21 protein-coding genes are annotated in these 21,920 nt (G+C 58.1%); 9 read left to right on the forward strand and 12 right to left on the reverse strand.

Translation table 11 applies throughout. The features are described from left to right. Window positions 1-33 precede the first annotated feature (33 nt). Entirely contained in the window at window positions 34-510 is a 477-nt protein-coding gene (locus tag B9P63_RS06860; RefSeq protein ID WP_085307791.1) for an RrF2 family transcriptional regulator, read from the forward strand. Between the two features lie 6 nt (window positions 511-516). Here B9P63_RS06860 and B9P63_RS06865 read toward each other — a convergent pair whose 3' ends face one another. Then, window positions 517-3,033, reverse strand: coding sequence for an ABC transporter permease (locus B9P63_RS06865; RefSeq protein ID WP_085307792.1), 2,517 nt, complete (start codon window positions 3,031-3,033; stop codon window positions 517-519). Then, window positions 3,030-3,710, reverse strand: coding sequence for an ABC transporter ATP-binding protein (locus B9P63_RS06870; RefSeq protein WP_085307793.1), 681 nt, complete (start codon window positions 3,708-3,710; stop codon window positions 3,030-3,032). The genes B9P63_RS06865 and B9P63_RS06870 overlap by 4 nt, the downstream gene beginning before the upstream one ends. A gap of 13 nt (window positions 3,711-3,723) precedes the next feature. Between B9P63_RS06870 and B9P63_RS06875 the strand changes: the two genes are divergently transcribed. Continuing rightward, the gene (locus B9P63_RS06875) at window positions 3,724-4,431 is read left to right on the forward strand and encodes an arylesterase (RefSeq protein WP_085307794.1); all 708 of its coding nucleotides are present in this window, start codon (window positions 3,724-3,726) and stop codon (window positions 4,429-4,431) included. Here B9P63_RS06875 and B9P63_RS06880 read toward each other — a convergent pair. Further along, window positions 4,401-5,039 carry a TetR family transcriptional regulator C-terminal domain-containing protein gene (locus B9P63_RS06880; protein ID WP_085307795.1) on the reverse strand — a complete coding sequence of 213 codons (639 nt, stop codon included), beginning with the start codon at window positions 5,037-5,039 and terminating at the stop codon, window positions 4,401-4,403. The genes B9P63_RS06875 and B9P63_RS06880 overlap by 31 nt on opposite strands. Before the next feature lie 183 nt (window positions 5,040-5,222). On the opposite strand from B9P63_RS06880, the gene B9P63_RS06885 reads away from it, so the two are divergent. From B9P63_RS06885 to B9P63_RS06910, 6 genes are all read left to right on the forward strand, one after another. Beyond that, window positions 5,223-6,479: a Zn-dependent hydrolase gene (locus tag B9P63_RS06885; RefSeq protein WP_085307911.1), complete on the forward strand. Its 1,257-nt coding sequence runs from the start codon at window positions 5,223-5,225 to the stop codon at window positions 6,477-6,479. Window positions 6,480-6,551: 72 nt separating this feature from the next. Continuing rightward, window positions 6,552-8,015 (forward strand): dihydropyrimidinase, encoded by a 1,464-nt coding sequence (hydA, locus tag B9P63_RS06890; protein WP_085307796.1) that lies wholly within the window; start codon window positions 6,552-6,554, stop codon window positions 8,013-8,015. Between the two features lie 15 nt (window positions 8,016-8,030). Further along, window positions 8,031-8,816: an ABC transporter ATP-binding protein gene (locus B9P63_RS06895; protein WP_085307797.1), complete on the forward strand. Its 786-nt coding sequence runs from the start codon at window positions 8,031-8,033 to the stop codon at window positions 8,814-8,816. A gap of 63 nt (window positions 8,817-8,879) precedes the next feature. Continuing rightward, a complete protein-coding gene (locus B9P63_RS06900; RefSeq protein WP_085307798.1) occupies window positions 8,880-9,746 on the forward strand; it encodes an ABC transporter permease in 867 nt (288 codons plus the stop codon). After that, window positions 9,743-10,582 carry an ABC transporter permease gene (locus B9P63_RS06905; protein ID WP_085307799.1) on the forward strand — a complete coding sequence of 280 codons (840 nt, stop codon included), beginning with the start codon at window positions 9,743-9,745 and terminating at the stop codon, window positions 10,580-10,582. Before B9P63_RS06900 ends, B9P63_RS06905 begins: the two co-directional genes overlap by 4 nt. A 92-nt stretch (window positions 10,583-10,674) precedes the next feature. Continuing rightward, complete coding sequence (locus B9P63_RS06910; RefSeq protein ID WP_095533004.1) at window positions 10,675-11,622, forward strand: ABC transporter substrate-binding protein; 948 nt, start codon at window positions 10,675-10,677, stop codon at window positions 11,620-11,622. Window positions 11,623-11,732: 110 nt separating this feature from the next. On the opposite strand, the gene yihA is transcribed toward B9P63_RS06910, so the two are convergent. The 4 genes from yihA to B9P63_RS06930 form a co-directional block, all read right to left on the reverse strand. Then, the gene (gene yihA / locus B9P63_RS06915; protein ID WP_085307800.1) at window positions 11,733-12,386 is read right to left on the reverse strand and encodes a ribosome biogenesis GTP-binding protein YihA/YsxC; all 654 of its coding nucleotides are present in this window, start codon (window positions 12,384-12,386) and stop codon (window positions 11,733-11,735) included. Then, the gene (locus B9P63_RS06920) at window positions 12,383-13,123 is read right to left on the reverse strand and encodes an MOSC domain-containing protein (RefSeq protein WP_085307801.1); all 741 of its coding nucleotides are present in this window, start codon (window positions 13,121-13,123) and stop codon (window positions 12,383-12,385) included. Before B9P63_RS06920 ends, yihA begins: the two co-directional genes overlap by 4 nt. Next, entirely contained in the window at window positions 13,123-14,925 is a 1,803-nt protein-coding gene (gene yidC / locus B9P63_RS06925) for a membrane protein insertase YidC (protein WP_085307802.1), read from the reverse strand. Before yidC ends, B9P63_RS06920 begins: the two co-directional genes overlap by 1 nt. A gap of 123 nt (window positions 14,926-15,048) precedes the next feature. Next, window positions 15,049-16,575, reverse strand: coding sequence for a GGDEF domain-containing phosphodiesterase (locus B9P63_RS06930; RefSeq protein ID WP_085307803.1), 1,527 nt, complete (start codon window positions 16,573-16,575; stop codon window positions 15,049-15,051). A gap of 255 nt (window positions 16,576-16,830) precedes the next feature. Here B9P63_RS06930 and B9P63_RS06935 point away from each other — a divergent pair, with 255 nt between their 5' ends. Continuing rightward, the gene (locus tag B9P63_RS06935; RefSeq protein ID WP_085307804.1) at window positions 16,831-18,201 is read left to right on the forward strand and encodes a glutamate--cysteine ligase; all 1,371 of its coding nucleotides are present in this window, start codon (window positions 16,831-16,833) and stop codon (window positions 18,199-18,201) included. 74 nt (window positions 18,202-18,275) lie between these two features. On the opposite strand, the gene plsY is transcribed toward B9P63_RS06935, so the two are convergent. The 5 genes from plsY to B9P63_RS06955 all read right to left on the reverse strand — a co-directional run bounded on the left by plsY (window position 18,276) and on the right by B9P63_RS06955 (window position 21,859). Then, window positions 18,276-18,878, reverse strand: a complete 603-nt coding sequence (gene plsY, locus B9P63_RS06940; RefSeq protein WP_085307805.1) for a glycerol-3-phosphate 1-O-acyltransferase PlsY — start codon at window positions 18,876-18,878, stop codon at window positions 18,276-18,278. Window positions 18,879-18,896: 18 nt separating this feature from the next. Then, entirely contained in the window at window positions 18,897-20,153 is a 1,257-nt protein-coding gene (gene pyrC, locus B9P63_RS06945) for a dihydroorotase (RefSeq protein ID WP_085307806.1), read from the reverse strand. Next, window positions 20,150-20,278 (reverse strand): hypothetical protein, encoded by a 129-nt coding sequence (locus B9P63_RS19540; protein ID WP_281252315.1) that lies wholly within the window; start codon window positions 20,276-20,278, stop codon window positions 20,150-20,152. The genes pyrC and B9P63_RS19540 overlap by 4 nt, the downstream gene beginning before the upstream one ends. A gap of 112 nt (window positions 20,279-20,390) precedes the next feature. Then, window positions 20,391-20,912 carry a hypothetical protein gene (locus B9P63_RS06950; protein WP_085307807.1) on the reverse strand — a complete coding sequence of 174 codons (522 nt, stop codon included), beginning with the start codon at window positions 20,910-20,912 and terminating at the stop codon, window positions 20,391-20,393. Beyond that, window positions 20,909-21,859: an aspartate carbamoyltransferase catalytic subunit gene (locus B9P63_RS06955; protein ID WP_085307808.1), complete on the reverse strand. Its 951-nt coding sequence runs from the start codon at window positions 21,857-21,859 to the stop codon at window positions 20,909-20,911. The genes B9P63_RS06950 and B9P63_RS06955 overlap by 4 nt, the downstream gene beginning before the upstream one ends. Window positions 21,860-21,920 lie beyond the last annotated feature (61 nt).

Below are 21,920 nucleotides of genomic sequence, written 5' to 3' on the forward strand. Positions count from 1 at the left end.
ACACCTAATGCCGCTTGGCGAAAAGAGGATGCGATGCGCGTCACCAAAAGAACCAATATCGCGATGCGCGTGTTGATGTATTGCGCCGCCAACGAGGGCCATCTCGTCACCAAAGCGGATATCGCCGAGCGCTGTAAAGCCTCAGAAAACCACCTCGCGCAGGTTATTCACCAACTCGCGCAGCTGAAATATCTCTATACCCAGCGGGGCCGCAAAGGCGGCCTCAGCCTCGCGCGTCCGCCTGCCGAAATCGCTATCGGAGACGTGTTCCGCGCCATCGAGGGGCCTGTCCCGATTGCGGAGTGTTTCGCGGATGCCGACGATAGTTGCCCTTTGGTCGACTCGTGCCGTTTGCGCGGTGCTTTGACGGCGGCGGCAGAGAGCTTTTACGGTCATCTCGACGGGATCACGCTGGCCGATCTGGTCTGCGACAATGCCGCGCTCATGGATTTGCTCAGCGACGCAAGCTGCAACAAGGCCCCTGCACTACGCGTCATCAAAGCGGCCTGATCGCCCCTATTCTTGCGCGCGCAGGATGTGCGCGGGGCGCGCCGTCAGCGGGCGCCACGCAAAGGCCAGGCCAGAGAGCAGGGTCGCCAGAATACCGCCGCCGATGATCGCAAATGCGTTGGACCAGATCACCTCATAGCTGGTTTCCATCACGAAAGTGCTAACCGCCCAGCCCCCTAGAATACCTGCACCAAGCGCAACCAAGCCTGCCGCGCCGCCAAGGATTGCGGCGCGCAGTGCAAAGCTGCGCAGAATCCGAGCGCGCGTCGCGCCCAGCGTCTTGAGGATCGCCGCCTCGAAGGTGCGCGCTTGCTCGCCTGCGGCTGATGCGCCGATCAAAACCAAAAATCCCGTGAGCAAGGTCGCCGCCGCGCCATAGCTGACCGCCGCCGCCAGTCCCGCCAAAACCTCAGAGACGCGCGCGATGGCATCGCCGACGCGGATCGCGGTGATGTTGGGGTAGGCCGTACTCAGATCGCGCAGAATTTGCGCCTCCGTTTCAGGTGTCGCATAGACGGTCGAGATAAAGCTATGCGGCGCGCCCGATAGCGCGGCAGGGTTCATCGACATGATGAACCCGATGCCGGCGGTTGAAAAATCCACCTCTCTGAAGCTGGAGATCGTCGCGGTGATATCGCGCCCGAGGATATTGACCGTGACATCATCGCCCAGCTTCAGGTTCATTTCTTTGGCCTCTTCGGCGGCGAAACTCACCAGCGGTGGACCTGTGTAATCCGGCTCCCACCATGTTCCGTCCAGCAGGCGCGTGTTATCCGGAATGGCGGTGGAATAGGTTATCCCGCGATCGCCCTCGAGCACCCAATGATCGCCCGCAACCTCGCTGGCGGGTGCCCCGTTGATCTGCGTGATGAGCCCGCGCAACATTGGTGCGCTGTCGATGCGGCTGACGGAGGGGTCGTTTTCAAGGCGCTCCAGATAGCCTGGCATCTGGTCTTTCTGGATATCGACAAAGAAATAGGAGGGCGCGACACTTGGTAAATCACGTGCGATCGCGCCGCGCAGGTTGCCGTCGATCTGCCCGACCGAGGCGAGCACCGACAGGCCAAGCCCGAGCGAGAGCACGACTGACACAGCCTCTTCTCTCGGACCTGAAATCGCGCCAAGCGCCCACCGCAAGCTTGCGCGACCCCGCGCCAGAGGGGCGAGTCGCTTGGCGATGAAGCGGATCAATGCCGCCGCCAGAACCAGCAGGATCAGTGCGCCGAATATGCCTGCCGCGGTCCAGAGTGTCAGAAAAACCGTGCCCGAAAACCAGCTGGCCAGCGCCAACAGGAGCGCCACCATCATGGCGATCGCCAGAATGTAGCGTGGTGCGGGCAGGCGCGCACCGCCTTGTCCCGCATCGCGAAACAGCGTTGCCGCACGGATGTTTTCCGTGCGCGCGAGGGGCCAGGTCGTAAAGATCAACGCGGTCAGGATGCCATAGAGCGCCGCCTCGAACAGGGGTTTGGGGTAGAGCGCGAAGGCTGCGGGGATGGGCAGGCGTTCGGTGATCAAAGGCGCTAATAATAGGGGTGCGAGCGCGCCAAGCACGAGGCCGATCGCGATGCCAAGCAGGCTAAGAACGCCGATCTGGATGAAATAGGTTTGAAAGATCACCCCCCGCTCAGCGCCCAAAGTGCGCAGGGTCGCGATTACGGCAGTCTTGCCTTTGAGGTAGCTGGATACGGCTGCCGACACGCCGACGCCGCCGACGGCAAGGCCCGACAGCCCAACGAGGATCAAAAACGCGCCGAGCCGGTCGACGAATTGCGCCACGCCCGGCGCGCCGTTGCGTGCATCGCGCCAGCGCAAACCGCTTTGCGCGAAGGCTGCGTTCGCTTCGGCGCTGAGTGCATCTAGGTCCGCGCCTGCGGGCAGCGCAAGGCGGTACTTGCTGGAAAAAAGTGTGCCCGCTTCCAGCAGTCCCGAAGCCTCCAGCGCAGCGCGCCGCACGATGATGCGCGGGCCAAGACCAAAGCCGCCCCCTGCGCTATCGGGCTCGCTCAGCAACGCGGCGGTGAGGCGGAATTCCTGAGTCCCCAGCTTGAAGATGTCGCTGATTTGCAGCCCGAGACGGTCGATCAAGACCTGCTCCATCACTGCGCCGGGCAGCACGGATTGCTCTGCCAAAGCATCTGCAATCGGCATCGGCGGGTTCAGCGCCACGTCGCCAATCAGCGGGTAGTTCGCGTCCACCGCCTTCACCTGCGTGAGTCCGCGCTGATCGCCGACCACGGCCATGGAGCGAAAATCGGCAATTTCCGACACGCGCGCGGCGCGGCTTTGCATCCATGCACGCTCGTCCTTGGTTGCAAAGCGATAGGTCAGTTCCAACTCGGCATCACCGCCCAAAAGCGCCGCGCCCTCACGCGCTAGCCCTGCCTCGATTGCGGCGCGCACAGTGCCAACCGCCGCGATCGCCGCGACACCAAGCGCGAGGCAGGCGAGGAAAATGCGAAAGCCCCTTAAACCACCGCGCAGCTCGCGCCGGGCAAAGCGCGCAGCTAAAGAAAGGCTCATGCTGCGCCCTCGTCAATGCGTCCATCGCGCAGGCGCACCACGCTGTCACAGCGCGCGGCCAGCGCGTTCGAGTGGGTGACCAGCACCAGCGTCGCGCCGTCGCGCGCTTGCAATTCAAACAGTAAATCCATCACCGCATTGCCGTTCGCTTCGTCCAGATTGCCCGTTGGCTCATCCGCCAAAAGTACGGTCGGCCTCACGACCATTGCACGCGCAAGGGCGACGCGTTGCTGTTCGCCTCCTGACATCTGGCTGGGATAATGCCCGCTGCGGTGGCCAAGTCCGACCGTGTCCAATTCGGCCTCTGCCTTGGCAAAAGCGTCTTTGTCGCCCGCCAGTTCCAAAGGCGTCGCCACGTTTTCCAGTGCCGTCATCGTCGGGATCAAATGGAAGGACTGGAACACGATCCCCATGGATCTGCGCCGGAATTTCGCTAGCGCATCCTCGCTCATCGCGGTCAAATCCTGTCCAAGCGCGGTGATGGTGCCGCTGCTCGCGCGTTCGAGGCCCCCCATGAGCATCAAAAGCGATGATTTGCCCGAGCCGGACGGCCCGACCAGCGCCAAAGAGCGCCCTTTTTCCACATCAAGGCTTATCCCGTGCAGAATATCCACGCGTCCGGCATTGCCATCGAGCGAAAGTTGCACATCTTTAAGACTGAGTACGGGTAGGGTCATAAGGAGCGTCCAGATGGGGAAGTCACAGTTTGCATATGGACCTTTCGTGTGGATCAACAAGGCATTGGCGTCAATCGCATTGGTTTTCGCGCTGGCTATGCCCGTCAAAGGCGAGCAGATTTCGCTGCTCGCTTATGGCGATAGCCTGACACAGGGTTACGGGCTGCTGGAGCAAAACGGCTTCGTGCCGCAAATGCGCGTATGGCTGAAAGCACAGGGCGCGGATGTGCGTTTGGTCAATGCGGGCGTGTCGGGCGACACGACGGCGGGCGGCGCGGCGCGCATTGATTGGACGCTCAGCGATGATATTCAAGGCATCGCCGTGGCGCTTGGCGGCAATGATTTGCTGCGCGGCCTGCCGCCTGAACAAGCGCGAGCCAACCTGGGCGCGATCTTGCAAGCTGCCAGCGCCAAGGACGTGCCCGTGCTCTTGATCGGGATGAATGCGCCGGGTAATTATGGCGCAGAGTACAAAGCGGCCTTCGATGCGATCTATCCCGAGCTAAGCGCCGAGTATGACACGCTTTTCGCCGAGAGTTTCTTTTTGGGCTTGCAGAGCGGCGATGCGCCGCTTGATCCGGCTGCGGTGCAGAGCTTTATGCAAAGCGATGGCATTCATCCCAATGCGGCTGGTGTGAAGAAGATCGTCGAGGGACTCGGCCCCTTTTATCTGGAGTTGATGCGCCGCGCTCAGGGCGTAAGCAGCTTGGAGAAAAGCTGAGACAGAAAGTCATGCGCGCCGCCCTCGCGGCGGGATTGATCAGGAAGCAAGACTTCGGTCTGCGCCGCGAAATCGGCGTAGTGCTGCGTGGTTGCCCAGATTGCGAAGATCAGATGCGCAGGGTCGGATTTGGCGATCCTGCCTTGCTCCATCCAGCGCGCAATGACGTCAGTGCGCGCATCGAACAGGGGTTTGAGATCGGCGATCAAATGCGGCCCCATGCGCGGCGCGCCTTGCAGGATTTCGTTTGCGAACAGGCGGCTTTCGCGTGGCAGTTCAAGCGCCATGTCCAGCTTGCGGTTCACATAGCCAAGGAGTTCGGTGATCGGATCGCCGTTCGGGTTCATGTCCTTCAAAGGATCGAGCCATGTTTCCATCAAGCGGCTGAGCAGCGTGACGTGGATGTCTTCTTTGCCGCCGAAATAGTAAAGAATGTTGGGCTTGCTCAACCCCGCCTCGGACGCGATTTGATCCAGCGTCGCGCCGCGATAGCCGTGGCGCGAAAACACTTCGAGTGCGGCATCCAGAATGCGCGAGCGGTTGCGTTGCTGAATACGGCTTGGGATCTTGGGCGGCGCTTTGCCGGGAGTCTGGGCTGTCTCGGTCACGTCGGGCGGTATCCAGTCACGGCATTGCTCGCAAATTGAGCGGTTCAAAAGCTGCGCCCCCTTGCGCGTGGCGGGGGAGCAAGTCAATCCTTGACAGACTTGACGCGCATTGCAATCGTGTCTTTACCAAATGGTAAAAAAGTGACCGATCTGCAAGGTCGGCAAAAGCATGGGGGATGTGTCATGGCCGCGCCGGGTGAAAATCTGAAGATCAATGGGGATCGACTTTGGGACAGCCTGATGGGGATGGCGCAGATCGGGCCGGGCATTGCAGGCGGCAACAATCGCCAAACGCTTACGGATGAAGATGCCGAGGGACGCGCGCTGTTTCGGAAATGGTGCGAGGAGGCGGGCTGCACCATGGGTCTCGATAGCATGGGAAATATGTTTGCAGAGCGCGCAGGGGCGGACCCCGACGCGCTGCCGGTCTATGTCGGCTCGCACCTTGATACGCAGCCCACTGGTGGCAAATATGACGGCGTTTTAGGCGTGCTTGGCGGCCTAGAAATCCTGCGGACGATGAATGATCTGGGCATCCGCACGAAACATCCCATAGTCGTGACCAACTGGACCAATGAGGAAGGTACGCGCTATGCGCCGGCCATGCTTGCCTCCGGCGTGTTTGCTGGCGTTCACACCGAAGATTGGGCCTATGCGAAGGAAGATGCTGACGGGAAAACCTTTGGCTCGGAACTGGAGCGCATTGGCTGGAGAGGCGACGAGCCTGTCGGTGCACGCCGCGACAAGATGCACGCCTTTTTCGAGCTTCATATCGAGCAAGGGCCTATTCTTGAGGCTGAAGATAAGCAAATTGGTGTGGTGACGCACGGTCAAGGCCTGAGTTGGACGCAAGTCACGATCACTGGCAAAGATTCGCACACCGGTTCGACCCCCATGCCCATGCGCAAGAACGCGGGGCTTGGTATGGCCAAGGTGCTACAAGCAGTGGATCAGATTGCATGGTCGCACAAACCCCACGCGGTTGGCGCGGCGGGGCACGTTGATGTCTATCCCAACTCGCGCAACGTGATTCCTGGTAAGGTGGTGTTTACGGTTGATTTCCGCTCGCCTGATTTGGCGGTGATTGAGGATATGGAGGCGCGCCTGCGTGTCGAGGCGCAGGCGATTTGCGATGAAATGGGCCTTGGGATCGAGTTTGAAAAAGTTGGCGGGTTTGATCCGGTGACGTTTGATGAGGGCTGTGTCACGGCTGTGCGCGCGGCGGCGGAGCGGCTTGGGTATTCCCACATGAACCTGATTTCCGGCGCGGGCCATGATGCCTGCTGGATCAACAAATGCGCGCCTACGGCGATGGTGATGTGTCCCTGCGTTGACGGGCTATCGCATAATGAGGCGGAAGAAATTTCAAAGGAATGGGCGAGCGCAGGGGCGGATGTGTTGATGCACGCTGTTCTGGAGACGGCGCAGATTGTTGAATGAAGGACGGGGGCCAGCCCCCGACCCCCCGAAGTTTATTTCGAAAGATGAAGACGATAAGAAAGGCGCGATGAGATGGGCACGAAAGTAATTAAAGGCGGCATGGTCTGCACGGCGGATCGCACGTGGAAAGCGGATGTGCTGATCGAGGGCGAAGTGATCAAGCAGATCGGCGAGGATCTGGTGGGCGATGAGTATATCGACGCGGAGGGTGCCTATGTGATCCCCGGCGGCATTGATCCGCACACGCATCTTGAGATGCCGTTCATGGGCACAACTGCCGCCGAGACGTTTGAAACGGGGACATGGGCCGCTGCAACGGGCGGCACCACGATGATCGTAGATTTCTGCCTGCCCGGCGCGGATGGTGATTTGAAGAACGCGATCAATGAGTGGCATCGCAAGTCCGCGCCGCAGATTTGCTCGGACGTCGGGTATCACATGGCGATCACCGGGTGGGACGAGGGCGTTTTCAATGGCATGAAAGACGCCATTGATATGGGCGTCAATTCGTTCAAGCATTTCATGGCCTATAAGGGCGCGTTGATGATCGAGGACGACGAGATGTTCGCGTCGTTCAAGCGTTGCCGCGAGCTTGGGGCGCTGCCGATGGTGCATGCGGAAAACGGTGATCTGGTTGCGGAGATGCAGCAGAAATATTTCGACGAGGGCATAACGGGCCCAGAGGGTCATGCCTATTCGCGGCCGCCCGAATTCGAGGGTGAAGCGGCGAACCGCGCGATCACCATTGCCGATTGCGCAGGTACGCCTTTGTACATCGTCCATGTCTCTTGCGAGCAGGCCCATGAAGCGATCCGGCGTGCGCGCCAAAAAGGGATGCGGGTTTATGGCGAACCGCTGATCCAGTTCCTGACACTCGATGAAAGCGAGTATTTCAACAAAGACTGGGACCACGCAGCGCGGCGCGTCATGTCGCCGCCGTTTCGCAGTAAAGAGCATCAGGACAGCCTTTGGGCAGGTTTGCAAGCTGGCTCTTTACAAGTGGTGGCTACCGATCATGCGGCCTTTACCACTGAGCAAAAGCGCGCGGGGCGCGATGATTTTCGCATCATCCCGAATGGTTCGAACGGCTTGGAAGAACGCCTTGCCGTTCTTTGGACCGAGGGGGTGGAAACTGGCCGCCTGACGCCAAATGAGTTTGTTGCAGCGACTTCGACCAATGTGGCGAAAATCCTCAACATTTACCCCAAGAAGGGTGCAATTGTTGAAGGGGCTGACGCGGATATCGTGGTTTGGGATCCAAAAATCAGCAAGACGATCAGCCCGAGCAATCATCATTCCATCCTTGATTACAACGTCTTCGAGGGCTTCGAGGTGACCGCCCAAGCGCGCTACACGTTGAACCGTGGTGACGTAATCTGGGCATGGGGGCAGAACAGCCAGCCAAATCCCGGGCGAGGGCGCTTTATTCCGCGTCCGGCTTTCGCTGCGCCCAATGTTGCATTGTCCAAGTGGAAAGAGTTGAATTCACCCAAGATGATCAAACGTGATCCGATGAATATTCCGGCGGGGATCTAGAGTGGGACAAAGCACTTGAGCAGTGAAACAATCATCAGCGCGCGCGATTTGAGCCTGACATTCCAGACGAATGACGGGCCTGTGCATGCGCTGAAAGATGTGTCCTTGGACATTGAAAAAGGCGATTTCGTCAGTTTCATCGGCCCCTCGGGCTGCGGCAAAACTACGTTTTTGCGGGTCATGGCAGATTTGGAGCAACCCACGGCTGGCGCGATCACAGTGAACGGTGTCAGCCCCGAAGAAGCACGGCGCGCACGGGCTTATGGCTATGTGTTTCAAGCGGCAGGACTTTATCCGTGGCGCACGATTGGTGGCAATATTCGCCTGCCTTTGGAGATTATGGGATATAGCAAGCCGGAAATGGCAGAGCGGGTGAGCCGAGTGCTGGAGCTGGTCGAACTGGCGGGTTTCGAGAATAAATTCCCTTGGCAGCTTTCTGGCGGCATGCAGCAACGTGCCTCTATTGCGCGGGCGCTGGCATTCGATGCGGATATCTTGCTGATGGACGAGCCGTTCGGGGCGCTCGATGAAATCGTGCGCGATCATCTGAACGAGCAGCTTTTGCATCTGTGGAAGCGCACCAACAAAACGATAGCCTTTGTGACCCATTCGATTCCCGAGGCGGTTTATTTGAGTACAAAAATTGTGGTTATGTCGCCGCGTCCGGGGCGTATTACAGATGTCATCGAGAGCACGCTGCCCCGCGAGCGGCCTTTGGAAATCAGGGACAGCCCAGAGTTTATCGAGATTGCGCACCGCGTGCGCGAGGGTCTGAGGGCGGGGCATGGCGATGATGTTTGAACCATGTGTTCTATTGAGAACGGCCCTTCGGGGAGAGTTTACTTGGCAAGATGAAGGGATCCCATGCGTCAATCGGTGATCCCTGTTTTGACGGTTCTCGCAGCAATCATCGCGCTTTGGTATGGGGCGGCGGTCTGGCTGAATGCGCCTTGGGCCTATGACAAAGCACAGCGCGCGGGCGTGGAGTTATCGCTGGGCGATGTGGTGGCGGATACCTGGTCGCAGGACAAACCCAAGCTACCTGCGCCGCATCAGATCACCCGTGAAATCTGGAAGACGACGGTCGAAAAGAAAGTCACGTCGAAACGCTCGTTGATCTACCATTCCTGGATTACGTTGAGCGCGACGCTTTTGGGGTTCGCGCTGGGTACTGTTTTGGGAATCTCGCTGGCCGTGGGCATCGTTTACAATCGCACCATGGATATGAGCGTGATGCCCTGGGTCATTACCTCGCAAACCATTCCGATCCTCGCGATCGCGCCGATGATCATTGTCGTTTTGAACGCGGTGGGGATATCGGGGCTTCTGCCCAAGGCGATCATTTCGATGTATCTGTCGTTCTTTCCTGTCGTCGTCGGCATGGTGAAGGGGTTGCGCAGCCCCGATCACATGCAGCTTGATCAAATGCGCACTTGGCATGCGAGCAGCGCGCAGACGTTTTGGCGGCTGCGTTTGCCATCCTCGATGCCCTATCTGTTTACCTCTCTCAAGATCGCAATGGCGGCGGCAATCGTTGGCGCTATCGTGGGCGAGCTGCCGACGGGTGCCGTCGCCGGCCTTGGTGCGCGTTTGCTTGCGGGGAGCTATTATGGACAGACCATCCAGATTTGGAGCGCCTTGCTCATGGCAGCTGCTTTGGCGGCAACGCTGGTCGCGATTATCGGAGTGATGCAGCGTATCGTGCTCAAACGTATGGGAATGGCAGGATGATGTGGCTGGCCTTCGGCATAGGGTTCTGGACGCTTGGTTGGTACGCTAACGTGCGCCTGGCAGCACTGCCCAAATCGCGCGCGACGTCGCTGCTGGTGCCGATCATCTTCGGCGTCACGCTATTGGTGATTTGGGAAAGCGTGGTGCGCGGATTGCAGATACAACAGGTCTTGCTACCCGCGCCTTCTGTCATCGCCGCGCGCTTTGCAACCTCCACCTCGATCCTGTGGCAGGACTGGGTGCAAACCGTCGTCAAAGGCATGATGAGCGGCTATATCATTGGCTGCATTGCGGCCTTTGCCACGGCCCTTGCGGTGGATCGCTTCGATTTTCTTAAACGCGGTCTGTTGCCCGTGGGCAACTTTGCAGCGGCGCTGCCGATCATTGGCATGGCCCCCATTCTGGTGATGTGGTTCGGGTTCGATTGGCAGTCTAAAGCAGCGGTCGTGGTCGTGATGATCTTTTTCCCGATTCTCGTGAACACGGTGCAAGGCCTCACGGCAAGCAGCGCCATGCAGCGCGATCTGATGCGCACCTATGCGGCAGGCTATTGGAAAACGTTGTTCAAATTACGCTTACCTGCGGCCTTGCCCTTCATTTTCAATGGCCTCAAGATCGCGACGACACTGGCGTTGATCGGTGCGATCGTCGCGGAGTTTTTCGGCTCACCCATTCGCGGCATGGGCTTTCGTATTTCCACCAGCGTGGGGCAACTGGCGCTGGATCTGGTCTGGGCGGAAATCGTTGTCGCTGCGATTACGGGGTCGGTGTTTTATGGCGGTATGGCACTGCTCGAGCGCAAATGGACGTTCTGGCATCCGTCGCAAAGAGGTTGAGCAATAACAATAACATTACAACCAACAAGGAGAGAAAAATGAACGTATTTTCAAAATGGGTCGGAGCGGCTGCACTCGGCGCGCTTACAACGATGGGGGTGACGGCTGCACAGGCTGCTGATGACCTGACGCTGCAACTCAAATGGGTGACGCAAGCGCAGTTTGGTGGCTATTACGTCGCTTTGGACAAGGGCTTTTACGAGGAAGAAGGCCTGAACGTCACCATCAAACCGGGCGGTCCTGACATTGCGCCGACGCAAGTTTTGGCAGGCGGCGGCGCGGATGTGGCGGTCGAGTGGATGCCAGCGGCACTTGCCGCGCGCGAAAAGGGCCTGCCGATGGTAAACATCGCACAGCCGTTCAAATCTTCAGGCATGATGCTGACCTGCCGCAAGGATGCAGGCATCACCAGCACCGATGATTTCGCGGGTAAAACGCTGGGCGTCTGGTTCTTCGGCAACGAGTTTCCCTTCCTGAGCTGGATGAGTAAACTTGGCCTTGCTACAGATGGATCTGACGGCGGTGTCACGGTTCTGAAGCAAGGCTTCAACGTCGATCCGCTACTGCAAAAACAGGCGGCCTGCGTGTCCACGATGACCTATAATGAGTATTGGCAGGTGATCGATGCGGGCCTCACGCCGGATGATCTTATGGTGTTCAAATATGAGGACCAAGGCGTCGCGACCCTAGAGGACGGTCTATACGTGCTGGAAGATACGCTGGCCGATCCCGCGATGGAACACAAGCTGGTGCGTTTCGTGCGCGCGTCGATGAAGGGTTGGAAGTATGCGGAAGCGAACCCTGACGAGGCGGCAGATATTGTGCTTGAGAACGATGCAAGCGGCGCGCAGACCGAAAAGCATCAGCGCCGCATGATGCGCGAAATTGCCAAGCTGACGGCGGGCTCCAACGGCGCTCTGGATGAGGGCGATTACCAGCGCACGGTTCAGTCGCTTTTGGCGGGTGGCTCTGATCCTGTGATCACCATGGAGCCTAAGGGCGCATGGACTCACGCGATTTCGGACAAGGCGTTGAACTAGGTCTTAGACTTTTGACATGGAAAAGGCCGCTCAAAAGGGCGGCCTTTTTTCTGTGGGGCGCATTTATTTCAAAGAAATGCGATAAACCGTTTTCAAAAAGATTTAGCCCTTCAAACCAACGTCGCAATAATTGCCCGTAGCGTGGGTATCCCGTCACCCTTTTCAGACGACGTTACAATCATCTCTGGAAACGCTGCCGGATGCTTTGCCAATTCGCCGCGCACTTGATCCAATACCTTCTCGCGGTCTACCAGCTTCACTTTATCGGCTTTCGTCAACACGCATTGAAACGTCACGGCGCTGCTGTCCAGGAGGCTCATGATTTCATGATCCACCTTCTTCACGCCGTGGCGCGCATCGATCAGAACGAAAGCGCGGCGCAGGGTTTGACGGCCAGAGAGATACTGTTTCAACAAGCGTTGCCATTTCTCCACAACAGGCAGGGGGGCATTGGCGTAACCGTAGCCGGGAAGATCGACAAGGTAGTGATCAGGCCCCGCTGTGAAGAAGTTAATCTCCTGCGTGCGCCCCGGCGTGTTGGAGGCACGCGCGAGGGCCTTGTGACCCGTCAGTGCGTTGATTAGCGAAGATTTACCCACGTTCGAGCGGCCCGCAAAGCAGACTTCCATACGGTCCGCGTCAGGAAGGCCGGACATGGCGACGACGCCTTTGACGAACTCGGTTTCGCCTGCGAACAAAAGCCGCCCCTTTTCAAAGGAGAAAGCATCAGGCTCGTCTGCGATGGGAAAGGGAAGTTGGCTCATATCAATTCTGCCTTGTTGTCGATCTCGATGTGCCCGCCTTGAATGACCTCGGCGCGAACTGAAAAATCGCGATGCCCGTAGCTATCGAGTACGCTGAGAATATCCGCGTCGCGCAGGCCGGTTTCGGGGTTGGTCGTGGTTGCGGCGCAGCGATCCGTGCGCTCCATCGGGCGCAGGATTGCATCGCCGATACGGATGTCGCGGTCCATCCAGTCGAACTCTTCCCAAGGGGCAAGCCCGTCCAGCCAGATGTTGCCGCGCCAGCGATGGATTGACAGATCAAATCCTATTTTCTGCTGCACGGCGCGGTGCGAAGACATATTGCAGATCGTCACCGACGGAAAATCACTGTCGGTCATGCCGCGATCTGGTACTCTGACGAGGCGTGCGGATTGCGCGCGATCGCTTGGCATGATGGGGCGCACCCAATCAAGAAAGGGTGCGATATCGCCGTCAGGATTGAACGTGAATTCAGCCAGCTTTGGATGGTTCAGTGTAACCATGCCTGTGACATCATTGAGAGTCGCCGTCATAGCCATCAAAGCAGGAGCTTTGCTGACGCGGCTGAAATTCCCGCACGATACCCAAGCGGAGCCATCCGCACTGGATGCATCATGGGCTACTGCCCAAACACGATCGCCAGGCATGGTGTGCCCGGCGATCAATGTGGTGGATTGGACGGCTTCGCGACCATGACTTTTGATCGGATGCCGCCAAAGGGAGGTGACCTGCGTCATCACTCTTCCTTGGATTTCTTCTTGAAACTGCTTCGGATGTTGCCGAACACGTCAGGTTTTACCCCTTGGCTGCGCATGATGATGTATTGTTGCGTAAAGGTAATCGTGTTGTTGGCGATCCAGTAGATCACAAGTCCGCTGGCAAACGTGCCGAGCATGAACATGAAGACCCATGGCATCCACGCAAAGATCATCGCCTGCGTCGGATCGGTGGGCGCGGGGTTCAGTTTTTGCTGAATCCACATGGAAATACCCAAGAGGATCGGCAAAATGCCAAGCGAGATGATGGCAAGGATCGAACCGGGCTCTGGCGGTGTGAAGGCCAGCAGGCCGAACAGGTTCAGGATCGAGGAAGGGTCAGGCGCGGAAAGGTCTTTGATCCAGCCGATCCAAGGCGCATGGCGTAGCTCGAGCGTGACGAAAATCACCTTATAGAGCGAGAAGAAGATCGGGATTTGCAACAGGATCGGCAAACAGCCCGAAGCGGGATTTACCTTTTCCTTCTTGTACATCGCCATCATTTCTTGCTGTAGCTTTTGCTTGTCGTCGCCTGCGCGCTCCTTGATTTTCTCCATCTCGGGCTGAAGCGCTTTCATCTTCGCCATGGAGACGTTCGATTTATACGCCAGCGGGAACAGGATCGCCTTGATCAGCAGCGTAAGGCCGATGATCGCCCAACCCATGTTGCCGATGAGCGCATTCAGATAGTGCAGAACCGCAAAAATCGGCTTGGTCAGGAAAAAGAACCAACCCCAATCAATGCTGTCGATAAAGCGATAAGCACCCGCAGCTTGATAGTTGCGGATCGTTTCCCATTCCTTCGCACCGGCGAAAAGCTGTGTGGTGACAGCAATGTTTCCGCCCGGGGCGAGCTTTTGCGTCGGCAAAACCGCTTCGGTTTGATAAATATCGCGGCGATCGTCGTATTTCGCCGTCGCTTTGAAGGGGCCGGGCGCGGGGATAAGCGTGGTCATCCAGTATTGATCAGTGAAACCGATCCAGCCTTGCTCGGCGACTTGGGTAACCTCGGCGCGGGCGCCTTCATTTGGGTTAATCTCAAAATCGGGCATGTCCGAATAGTCGATTTCGGCCAATTCCCCATCTGCCATCGCGACAACACCTTCATGCAGGATGAAGAAATTCTTGAGGTCCTGCGGCTCGCCGTGGCGCGCAAGAATGCCGTAGGGGGCAAGGCTCACAGTGCCTGCGCCGGTATTTTGCACACCCTGTTCGACGGTGAACATAAAGTTCTCGTCAACCGAAATTTCGCGCGTGAACAAAAGGCCTGCGCCGTTATCCCAAGTTAGCAAAATGGGCGCGCCAACGGAAAGGTCGGCGGTGCTTGCCGCGTTCCAGATCGTGTTGGGTCCGGGAACCTGCTCAAATGCGAGGCCTGCGCCAGGGGCCCAGCCATAGAGCGCATAGTAAGGGTTGTCGCTACCTGTAGGGGCAAGAAGATCGACGATGGGCGATCCTTTATCAAGGCTGACGCGGTAGTCTTTCAACGCGAGCTGATCGATGCGGCCACCCAAAAGCGAGATCGAGCCTTTGAGGCGCTCGGTTTCGATCGCGATACGCGGTGCGTCTGCGGCAGGATCAGCCGCGGGTGCTGCGGCCGTACTTGCGTCGGCGACGCCGGTTTCGCCGGAGGCCGTGGGCAGAACTGCTTGCCCTTCGGCACTGATGACAGCGTTGGGATCGGCCGGTGTAGGTTCGGGCGGGGGGAACAGGACGAACCATACGAGGATAACAAGGAAGCTCAGAGCCGTTGCTAGGATGAGATTTTTGTTTTGATCGTCCATGAAATAGGGCCACCCGTGTTGATCGCGTTTGCGCTGCGTTCGACTACGTGTACCGCCAAAGGTCAAGGGGATTCGCCCGATATCGGCCCTGTTGCGGCGTTCCGCAGCGGCTTGGCAGCTTTGCTACCTGCTCTTGCGGCCAATCTCGGGGGGTATGTCGAGTTTGCCTTGATAGTTGCGACTCCAAACTACAGTCTGCTCCAACGGCATGGGTTTGGCGATGCCGAAGCCTTGCACGTAGCGGCATCCAAGCTGGGCAAGGATCGTATGCTCGCCCAATGTTTCAACACCCTCTGCCAGACAACTTAACCCGAGACGATCGGCCATCATCAAGATCGTGCCGACCATTTTTTGCTGCTCGCTATCAAGATCGGCTTTGGCGACGAACGAGCGATCGATCTTCAAGCGACTGACTGGCAAGCGCCGCAGGGTCGAGATTGAAGCATGTCCTGTCCCGAAATCATCCAGATCGATTTGGCAGCCAAGACTGGCCAGCTTGGCGACGTTACGCACAATTATATCGTTGGCATCCCCTGCCACGACACTTTCCAACACTTCGACGCACAAGCGGTGGGGCGCGATGTTGAAGCGATCCAAATCCCATGCGATTTTGTCGTAGATGCGGGGATTGGCAAGATCAGCTTCGGCAAAATTCACACCAACCGTGTCGATGTTCAATTCTGCTTCATCCCATTTCGACAGCGCACGCAGGCTTTGCGAGAGCATGAGTTCGGTAAGACGCTCCATCTGTCCCGCGCTTTCCAGAACGGGAAGAAAGGTCCCTGGCGGCAACCATGTACCATCCCTACTTTGCCATCGCGCGAGTGCCTCAAAGCCTGTGATCTGGCCCGTATCGGTTGAAGTCTGCGGTTGGAACCAGGCATGGAGAGATGTTTCTATCTCTCCGTCGAGCTTGGTCAGATTTGCTAGGGGCGGTTTTTTCAGATCTGTTTGGGGGGCATAGGCGCGAATAGCGTCGGGGCCGTTCAGGATAGCATCACTCAATGCAGCCTCGGCTTGCTCGATAAGCACTTTGGCACCTGTTTCTCTATGCAATGCGATGGTGAATCCGATGCAGCTTGAAAGATACAGGCGATCATTTCCTAGAAAGAGAGGTTCGTCGACGATTGTCTGCAATCTGCTGGCTTGCTGTATCGTCGCTTCCAAATCCAGATTGGGGCCGGGGTGAATTGCTATGATCCAACTCAGGCTATCGCGCTGGATGACGACGTCGGAACTGCGCAAGCCGCTCAGGTAACGCAGTTTCAACCGATCGGTGATTTCTGCGAGGTCAGGTCCGCTCAAACGTTTCAGCAGATCGCTGGCATCATCAATTGCGATCGCGAAAACGGCAAATTTCTCACCGGGCTTCGCAGCGTGAACAAGCGTTTCAATGCCGCTTTCGATTTTCTCCGGTCCGGGATTGACGGTGCCCCGCTCTTCTGTGAAATCGCTGCGATCTGTCTCGAAGCCGCCGAAGATTGCCCAAAGCAAGGGCAGGCCGAGCGCGCAGGCGATCAATCCGCCCTCCCCCACCAACCAATAGGCACCAAGGCATAGGGCGGGCAGAAACGCCAATAGCTGCGGCCCCCAAAACAAATCGCGAAGGCGTTCACCCGTACTTTTAATTCTGTCTTTTCTGCGTGGCATTTTTCCGTCCCGACAAAGCTGTGGTTTTCCTACTGCGCGCAACTGTCATGCCAAGGTTCCCGTCAGAATTCGTTAAGAGTGTCCAGTTTTCCCTACCCAATTTAATGCAGATTTTAGTTATCCGAATTTCGGGCCTGCTTTCACAGCAAGAGTGTCGACATTTTTGTGCAAATTCGCACGGTCTCGCTGCATTGACACCTTGGTCAAATCGCCCCAAGGCTGGAGACCAAGCGAAAATTTCGAAAGGCGCGTGCAATGTCAATTCCCCAAACCGGTGGTGGCCCGATCGAGCGGCACGAGCAATTGGCAGAACATCTGGCCGAGGGGTGCCGTCCCAAAGAAGACTGGCGCATCGGCACAGAGCACGAGAAATTCGGCTATCTGACGGACACCCATGCCCCGCTTCCGTTTGAAGGCGAACGCTCTATCGTTACTGTCTTGGAGGGGTTGCGCGATCGTCATGGCTGGGCCGAGGTGCGCGAGGGCGGGCACTTGATCGGGCTGGAGAAAGACGGCGCGAATGTCTCGCTTGAGCCAGGCGGCGCGCTCGAGCTTTCTGGCGCGCCCTTGGAAACCATCCACGAGACCTGCGACGAGGTGAACCAGCATTTGCGCGAAGTGCGCGAGATTTCGGATGAAATCGGTGTTGGTTTCATCGGCCTTGGTGCAGCGCCCGAGTGGAGCCATGAGGAAATGCCGCTCATGCCCAAGGGCCGCTATAAGCTTATGAACGACTACATGCAAAAGGTCGGCACGATGGGTACGTCGATGATGCGCCGCACCTGCACGGTACAGGTCAATCTTGATTTCGGCTCCGAAGCGGACATGGTGCAAAAAATGCGCGTGGCGCTTGCGCTACAGCCCGTCGCCACTGCGCTTTTCGCTAATTCGCCGTTCTTTGAGGGCAAGATCAATGGCCACAAAAGCTGGCGTGCGCATATCTGGCAGAACCTTGATAACGCGCGCACGGGCATGTTGCCTTTCGTGTTCGAGGATGGTTTCGGCTTTGAGGCATGGGTGCAATACGTACTCGATGTGCCGATGTATTTCGTCTACCGCGATGGCAAGTATATCAACGCGCTTGGCATGTCGTTTCGTGATTTTATGGTCGGCAAATTGCCCGCATTGCCCGGCGAAACGCCTACTATGAGCGATTGGGCGGATCATCTGACGACTGTTTTCCCCGAAGCGCGCGTGAAGAAATTCATCGAAATGCGCGGTGCGGATGGCGGGCCTTGGCGCCGCCTTTGTGCGCTGCCTGCGTTCTGGGTTGGCCTCACCTATGATCAAACCTCTTTGGATGCGGCTTGGGATCTGGTCAAAGATTGGGACGCAGAAACGCGTGATGCTTTGCGCGTGGCCGCGTCGGTCGATGGTTTGCAGGGGCAGGTCGGTCCGATCAAAATGCATGAGCTTGCACGCGAAGTCGTTGCGATTTCCGAGGCCGGCCTCAAGGCGCGTGCGCGCCCTGGCGCGGGTGGCATGGTGCCGGACGAGACCCACTTCTTGAATGCGCTGAAAGAAAGCCTTGAGACGGGGCAGGTGCCTGCAGATGAATTGTTGGAGAAATATCACGGCGATTGGGGCGGTGATCTGAGAAAGATTTATGGCGAATATTCGTACTGAACTGTATACATCTGCGCCACTTGATGGCGCGGGTGCCTCCGGCGGGAGTTTAAAGAGCAAGATGAAGCTGAGGGTTACTTGCCGATTTTAGGCTCTGTTCCAGCGCGCAGGCGGGTGATATTGGTGCGGTGGCGCCAGAAGATGAGCACGGTAAGCGTCACACCCATGACAAACCCCTCAGGATAATCGAGCACTGTCATCCAGAACGTCGACGTTCCCGCTGCGGCCAAAGCTGCGAGGGAAGAAATCCGCTTGAGTGCTGCAAATGCTAACCAGGTTGCACAACAGGCTGCGCCAACTGGAAGCGAAAGGGCAAGCAGCAGGCCAAGGAACGTCGCGACGCCCTTGCCGCCGTTGAACTTTAACCAGATGGGGTAGCAATGACCGATCAAGGCCATTAGCCCTGCGATTTGTGCTGCGTCCTCACCCGCTACTGCGCGTGCGATCAGCGCAGCGACGGCGCCTTTGGCACCATCAAGGACTAAGGTCGCAAGAGCCGCAGGTTTGGAGCCGGTGCGCATCACGTTGGTTGCACCGATATTGCCTGATCCGATCTCGCGCAGATTGCCAAGGCCCATTGCGTTTGAGATCAGAACACCAAACGGGATGGAGCCGAATAGATAGCCCAGAGCGGCCCAGATCAGCAGCGCCACGGCGCCAGTTTCTATGATCGGCATTTTGATCTCTCCAAGGACTTAACGTGAAAACACCTGGCGACCCGCCACGTAGGTCGCATCTACTCTACCCTGCATCCGGGCGCCGTCAAACGGTGTGTTCTTGGATTTGCTATGCAGCTTGAAGCGGTCCAGCACGAAAGGAGTGTCTGGATCGAAGAGAACCAGATCGGCTGGGGCACCGATACTGAGGCGGCCCGCAGGCAGGCCGAGGCGTTTGGCGGGGGCCAAGCTAAGGGCGCGCCAAAGCGTTGGCAGATCGAGATAGCCGTTGTGCACAAGGCGCATCGCGGCAGGAAGCAGCGTCTCCATGGCGACGGCGCCGGAGGCAGCTTCCTCGAAGGGCAGGCGTTTGCTTTCTTCGTCTTGTGGCGTGTGCATGGAGGAAATCAGATCGATGGTGCCATTGGCTAGGGCGTCGATCACGGCGAGGCGGTCGTCCTCACTACGCAGCGGCGGCTTGACCTTGAAGAAGGTACGGTAGTCGGCGACGTCAAGCTCGTTCAGCGTGAGGTGGTGGATCGACACGCCCGCGGTGATATCGAGACCATTCGCCTTGGCACGCTCCAGCGCAGGCAGTGCGCGGGCGGTGGTGATTTGATCGACGTGGTAGCGCACACCGGTCATTTCGATCAGCGCGATATCGCGATCGAGGCCCATACGTTCGGCCATGGGCGAGACGCCTGGCAGACCGCGCAGGGAGGCAAATTTACCGGAGGTGACGGCGGCTCCGCTGCTGAGGGTCGGCTCTTGAACGTGGGCGATCACCAATGCGTTGAGCGAGCGTGCGTAGGTGAGCGCGCGGCTGTAGACCTTGGTGTCGCGCACCACATGATCGCAATCGGTGAAAGCGACGGCGCCTGCGTCTTGCAAGAAGCCGATCTCGGTCATTTCGCGCCCCTCGCGTCCCTTGGTGAGCGCGGCCATCACGAGTACGTTCACCGGTGCCACCTCATTGGCGCGGCGGCGCACGAATTCCAGCACTTCGGGGCTGTCGATAGCGGGTGTTGTGTCAGGGCGGGTGACCATCGTTGTCACGCCCCCCGCTGCCGCAGCGAGGCCCGCAGAGCGATAGCTTTCCTTGTGCCGCTCGCCCGGCTCGCAAACTTTGACGCCAATGTCGATGATGCCGGGGGCGAGGCATTTACCACCGCAGTTGATCATCTCGCGCGCAGGACCGTTTTCGACGATATGCCCATCGGCTACAGTCAAGCTGCCGATTTCCTGCGTCCCCGTTTCGGGATCGATCAGGCGGGCGTTGGTAAAGCAAATGCTCATGGCGTGTCTTTCTGAATTTGGCGCATCAGTTTGAAGACGGAGTGTCCCTCCTCGATCCGGGCAAAACCGATGCGCTTGCCCTGCTCCAGCAGATCATCCCGGCCGGTTGGCACTGCACCGCTCATGTCACGCGACCCAGACCATCATCGTGACCAGTGCGGCCAAAAGGATCAGCACGATCATTGCGATACGGCCGGACATTTTGGGGTCTTTTGGCTCTTGCATGGGGCGTTTCCTTTAGGGTGTGATACGAATGAACATGGAAATCGTGATCAAAACGATCAGCGCGAAAGCGCCGAGGATCCAAAGCAGGACTTTGTTGTTGGAGGGGCGTGGCGGCGGGGCTTTGCCGGTGATATGGCCCTGCGCCGATGCGGTTTTGATCGGGGTTGAAGCGGTATCGAGCGGCACCTCGCCAAAACTGGCGATCCAGCGCAGCGGTTCTTGCGGGGCGAGCGTCGTGGCTTTGCCATTGAAGGCCGCAGAGCGGATCACAGCGACATCGCCTTTCAGCAGCGCAAGCTGCACGCGCATTGCCGCGACCTCCTGTGCGGGTATGCCCATTCCCAAGGTAAGATAGCCCTCGAGGCCTAGCTCGTCGAGATCGTCGATCGTGATGATATCAGCGTGTTTTTCATTAATCGCATCGACGCCAAGGGCTTTTGCCAAACCCGCATGATCAAAGGCCTGTGCCGTTTCAATTGTGAAAAGGCGCACGATGCCGTGTTCGGTTGCGGAAATATTCATTTTATCGCTCATACCATCACTCCTGCGGTCTTGGCGCGTCGCCCCTGCGCCAGAAGGTCCATTGCGGCCATGCGCACGGCGACGCCCATTTCGACCTGTTCCTGAATGACTGAACGATTGATATCATCGGCAATTTCACCGTCGATTTCCACGCCGCGGTTCATTGGGCCGGGGTGCATGACGATGGCGTCGGGCTTGGCGTAGCTTAGCTTGTCAGCATCAAGGCCGTAGCGGTGATAATACTCGCGCTCGGAGGGGATGAACCCTCCGTCCATGCGTTCTTTTTGAAGGCGTAGCATCATCACGACATCCACGTCTTTCAGACCCTCGCGCATGTCCTCGAAGACTTCGCAGCCGAATTCGCTGATCTGTGCGGGCATCAGGGTTGGCGGGCCGATCAAACGGACACGGTTCTCCATTTTGCCCAGCAACATGATATTGGAGCGCGCAACGCGGCTGTGGGCGATATCGCCGCAAATCGCGATGGAGAGACGATGCAGTCGCCCTTTGGCACGCCGGATCGTTAGCGCATCAAGCAGGGCCTGCGTCGGGTGTTCATGCCGCCCGTCGCCTGCGTTCAAAACGGCGCAGTTCACCTTTTGCGCCAATAGATCGACCGCGCCGGAATGGGGATGACGCACGACCAGCAAGTCGGGGTGCATCGCGTTAAGCGTCATCGCGGTGTCGATCAGGGTCTCGCCCTTTTTGATTGAACTGGCCTGCATCGCCATATTCATCACATCCGCGCCAAGGCGCTTTCCCGCGAGCTCGAAGCTCGCCTGCGTGCGGGTCGAGTTTTCAAAGAACATATTGACCTGCGTCAGGCCCCTGAGTGCGTCGGAATGTTTGTGCGGCTGTCGGTTCAGATCGACGTAGTGATCTGCCAGATCGAGCAACGTCGTAATCTCTGACGGGTGTAAATGCTCGATCCCGAGCAGGTGAGCTTGGGTGAAAGTCATGACGGGCCCCGCTTTGGTTCGCGGCGTTATAGGCGCGCGTGGCAGCTTGGGCAAGATGGGG

It is taken from the genome of Planktotalea arctica (assembly GCF_002105285.1).
In the GTDB taxonomy this organism is placed as follows: Bacteria; Pseudomonadota; Alphaproteobacteria; order Rhodobacterales; family Rhodobacteraceae; genus Planktotalea; species Planktotalea arctica.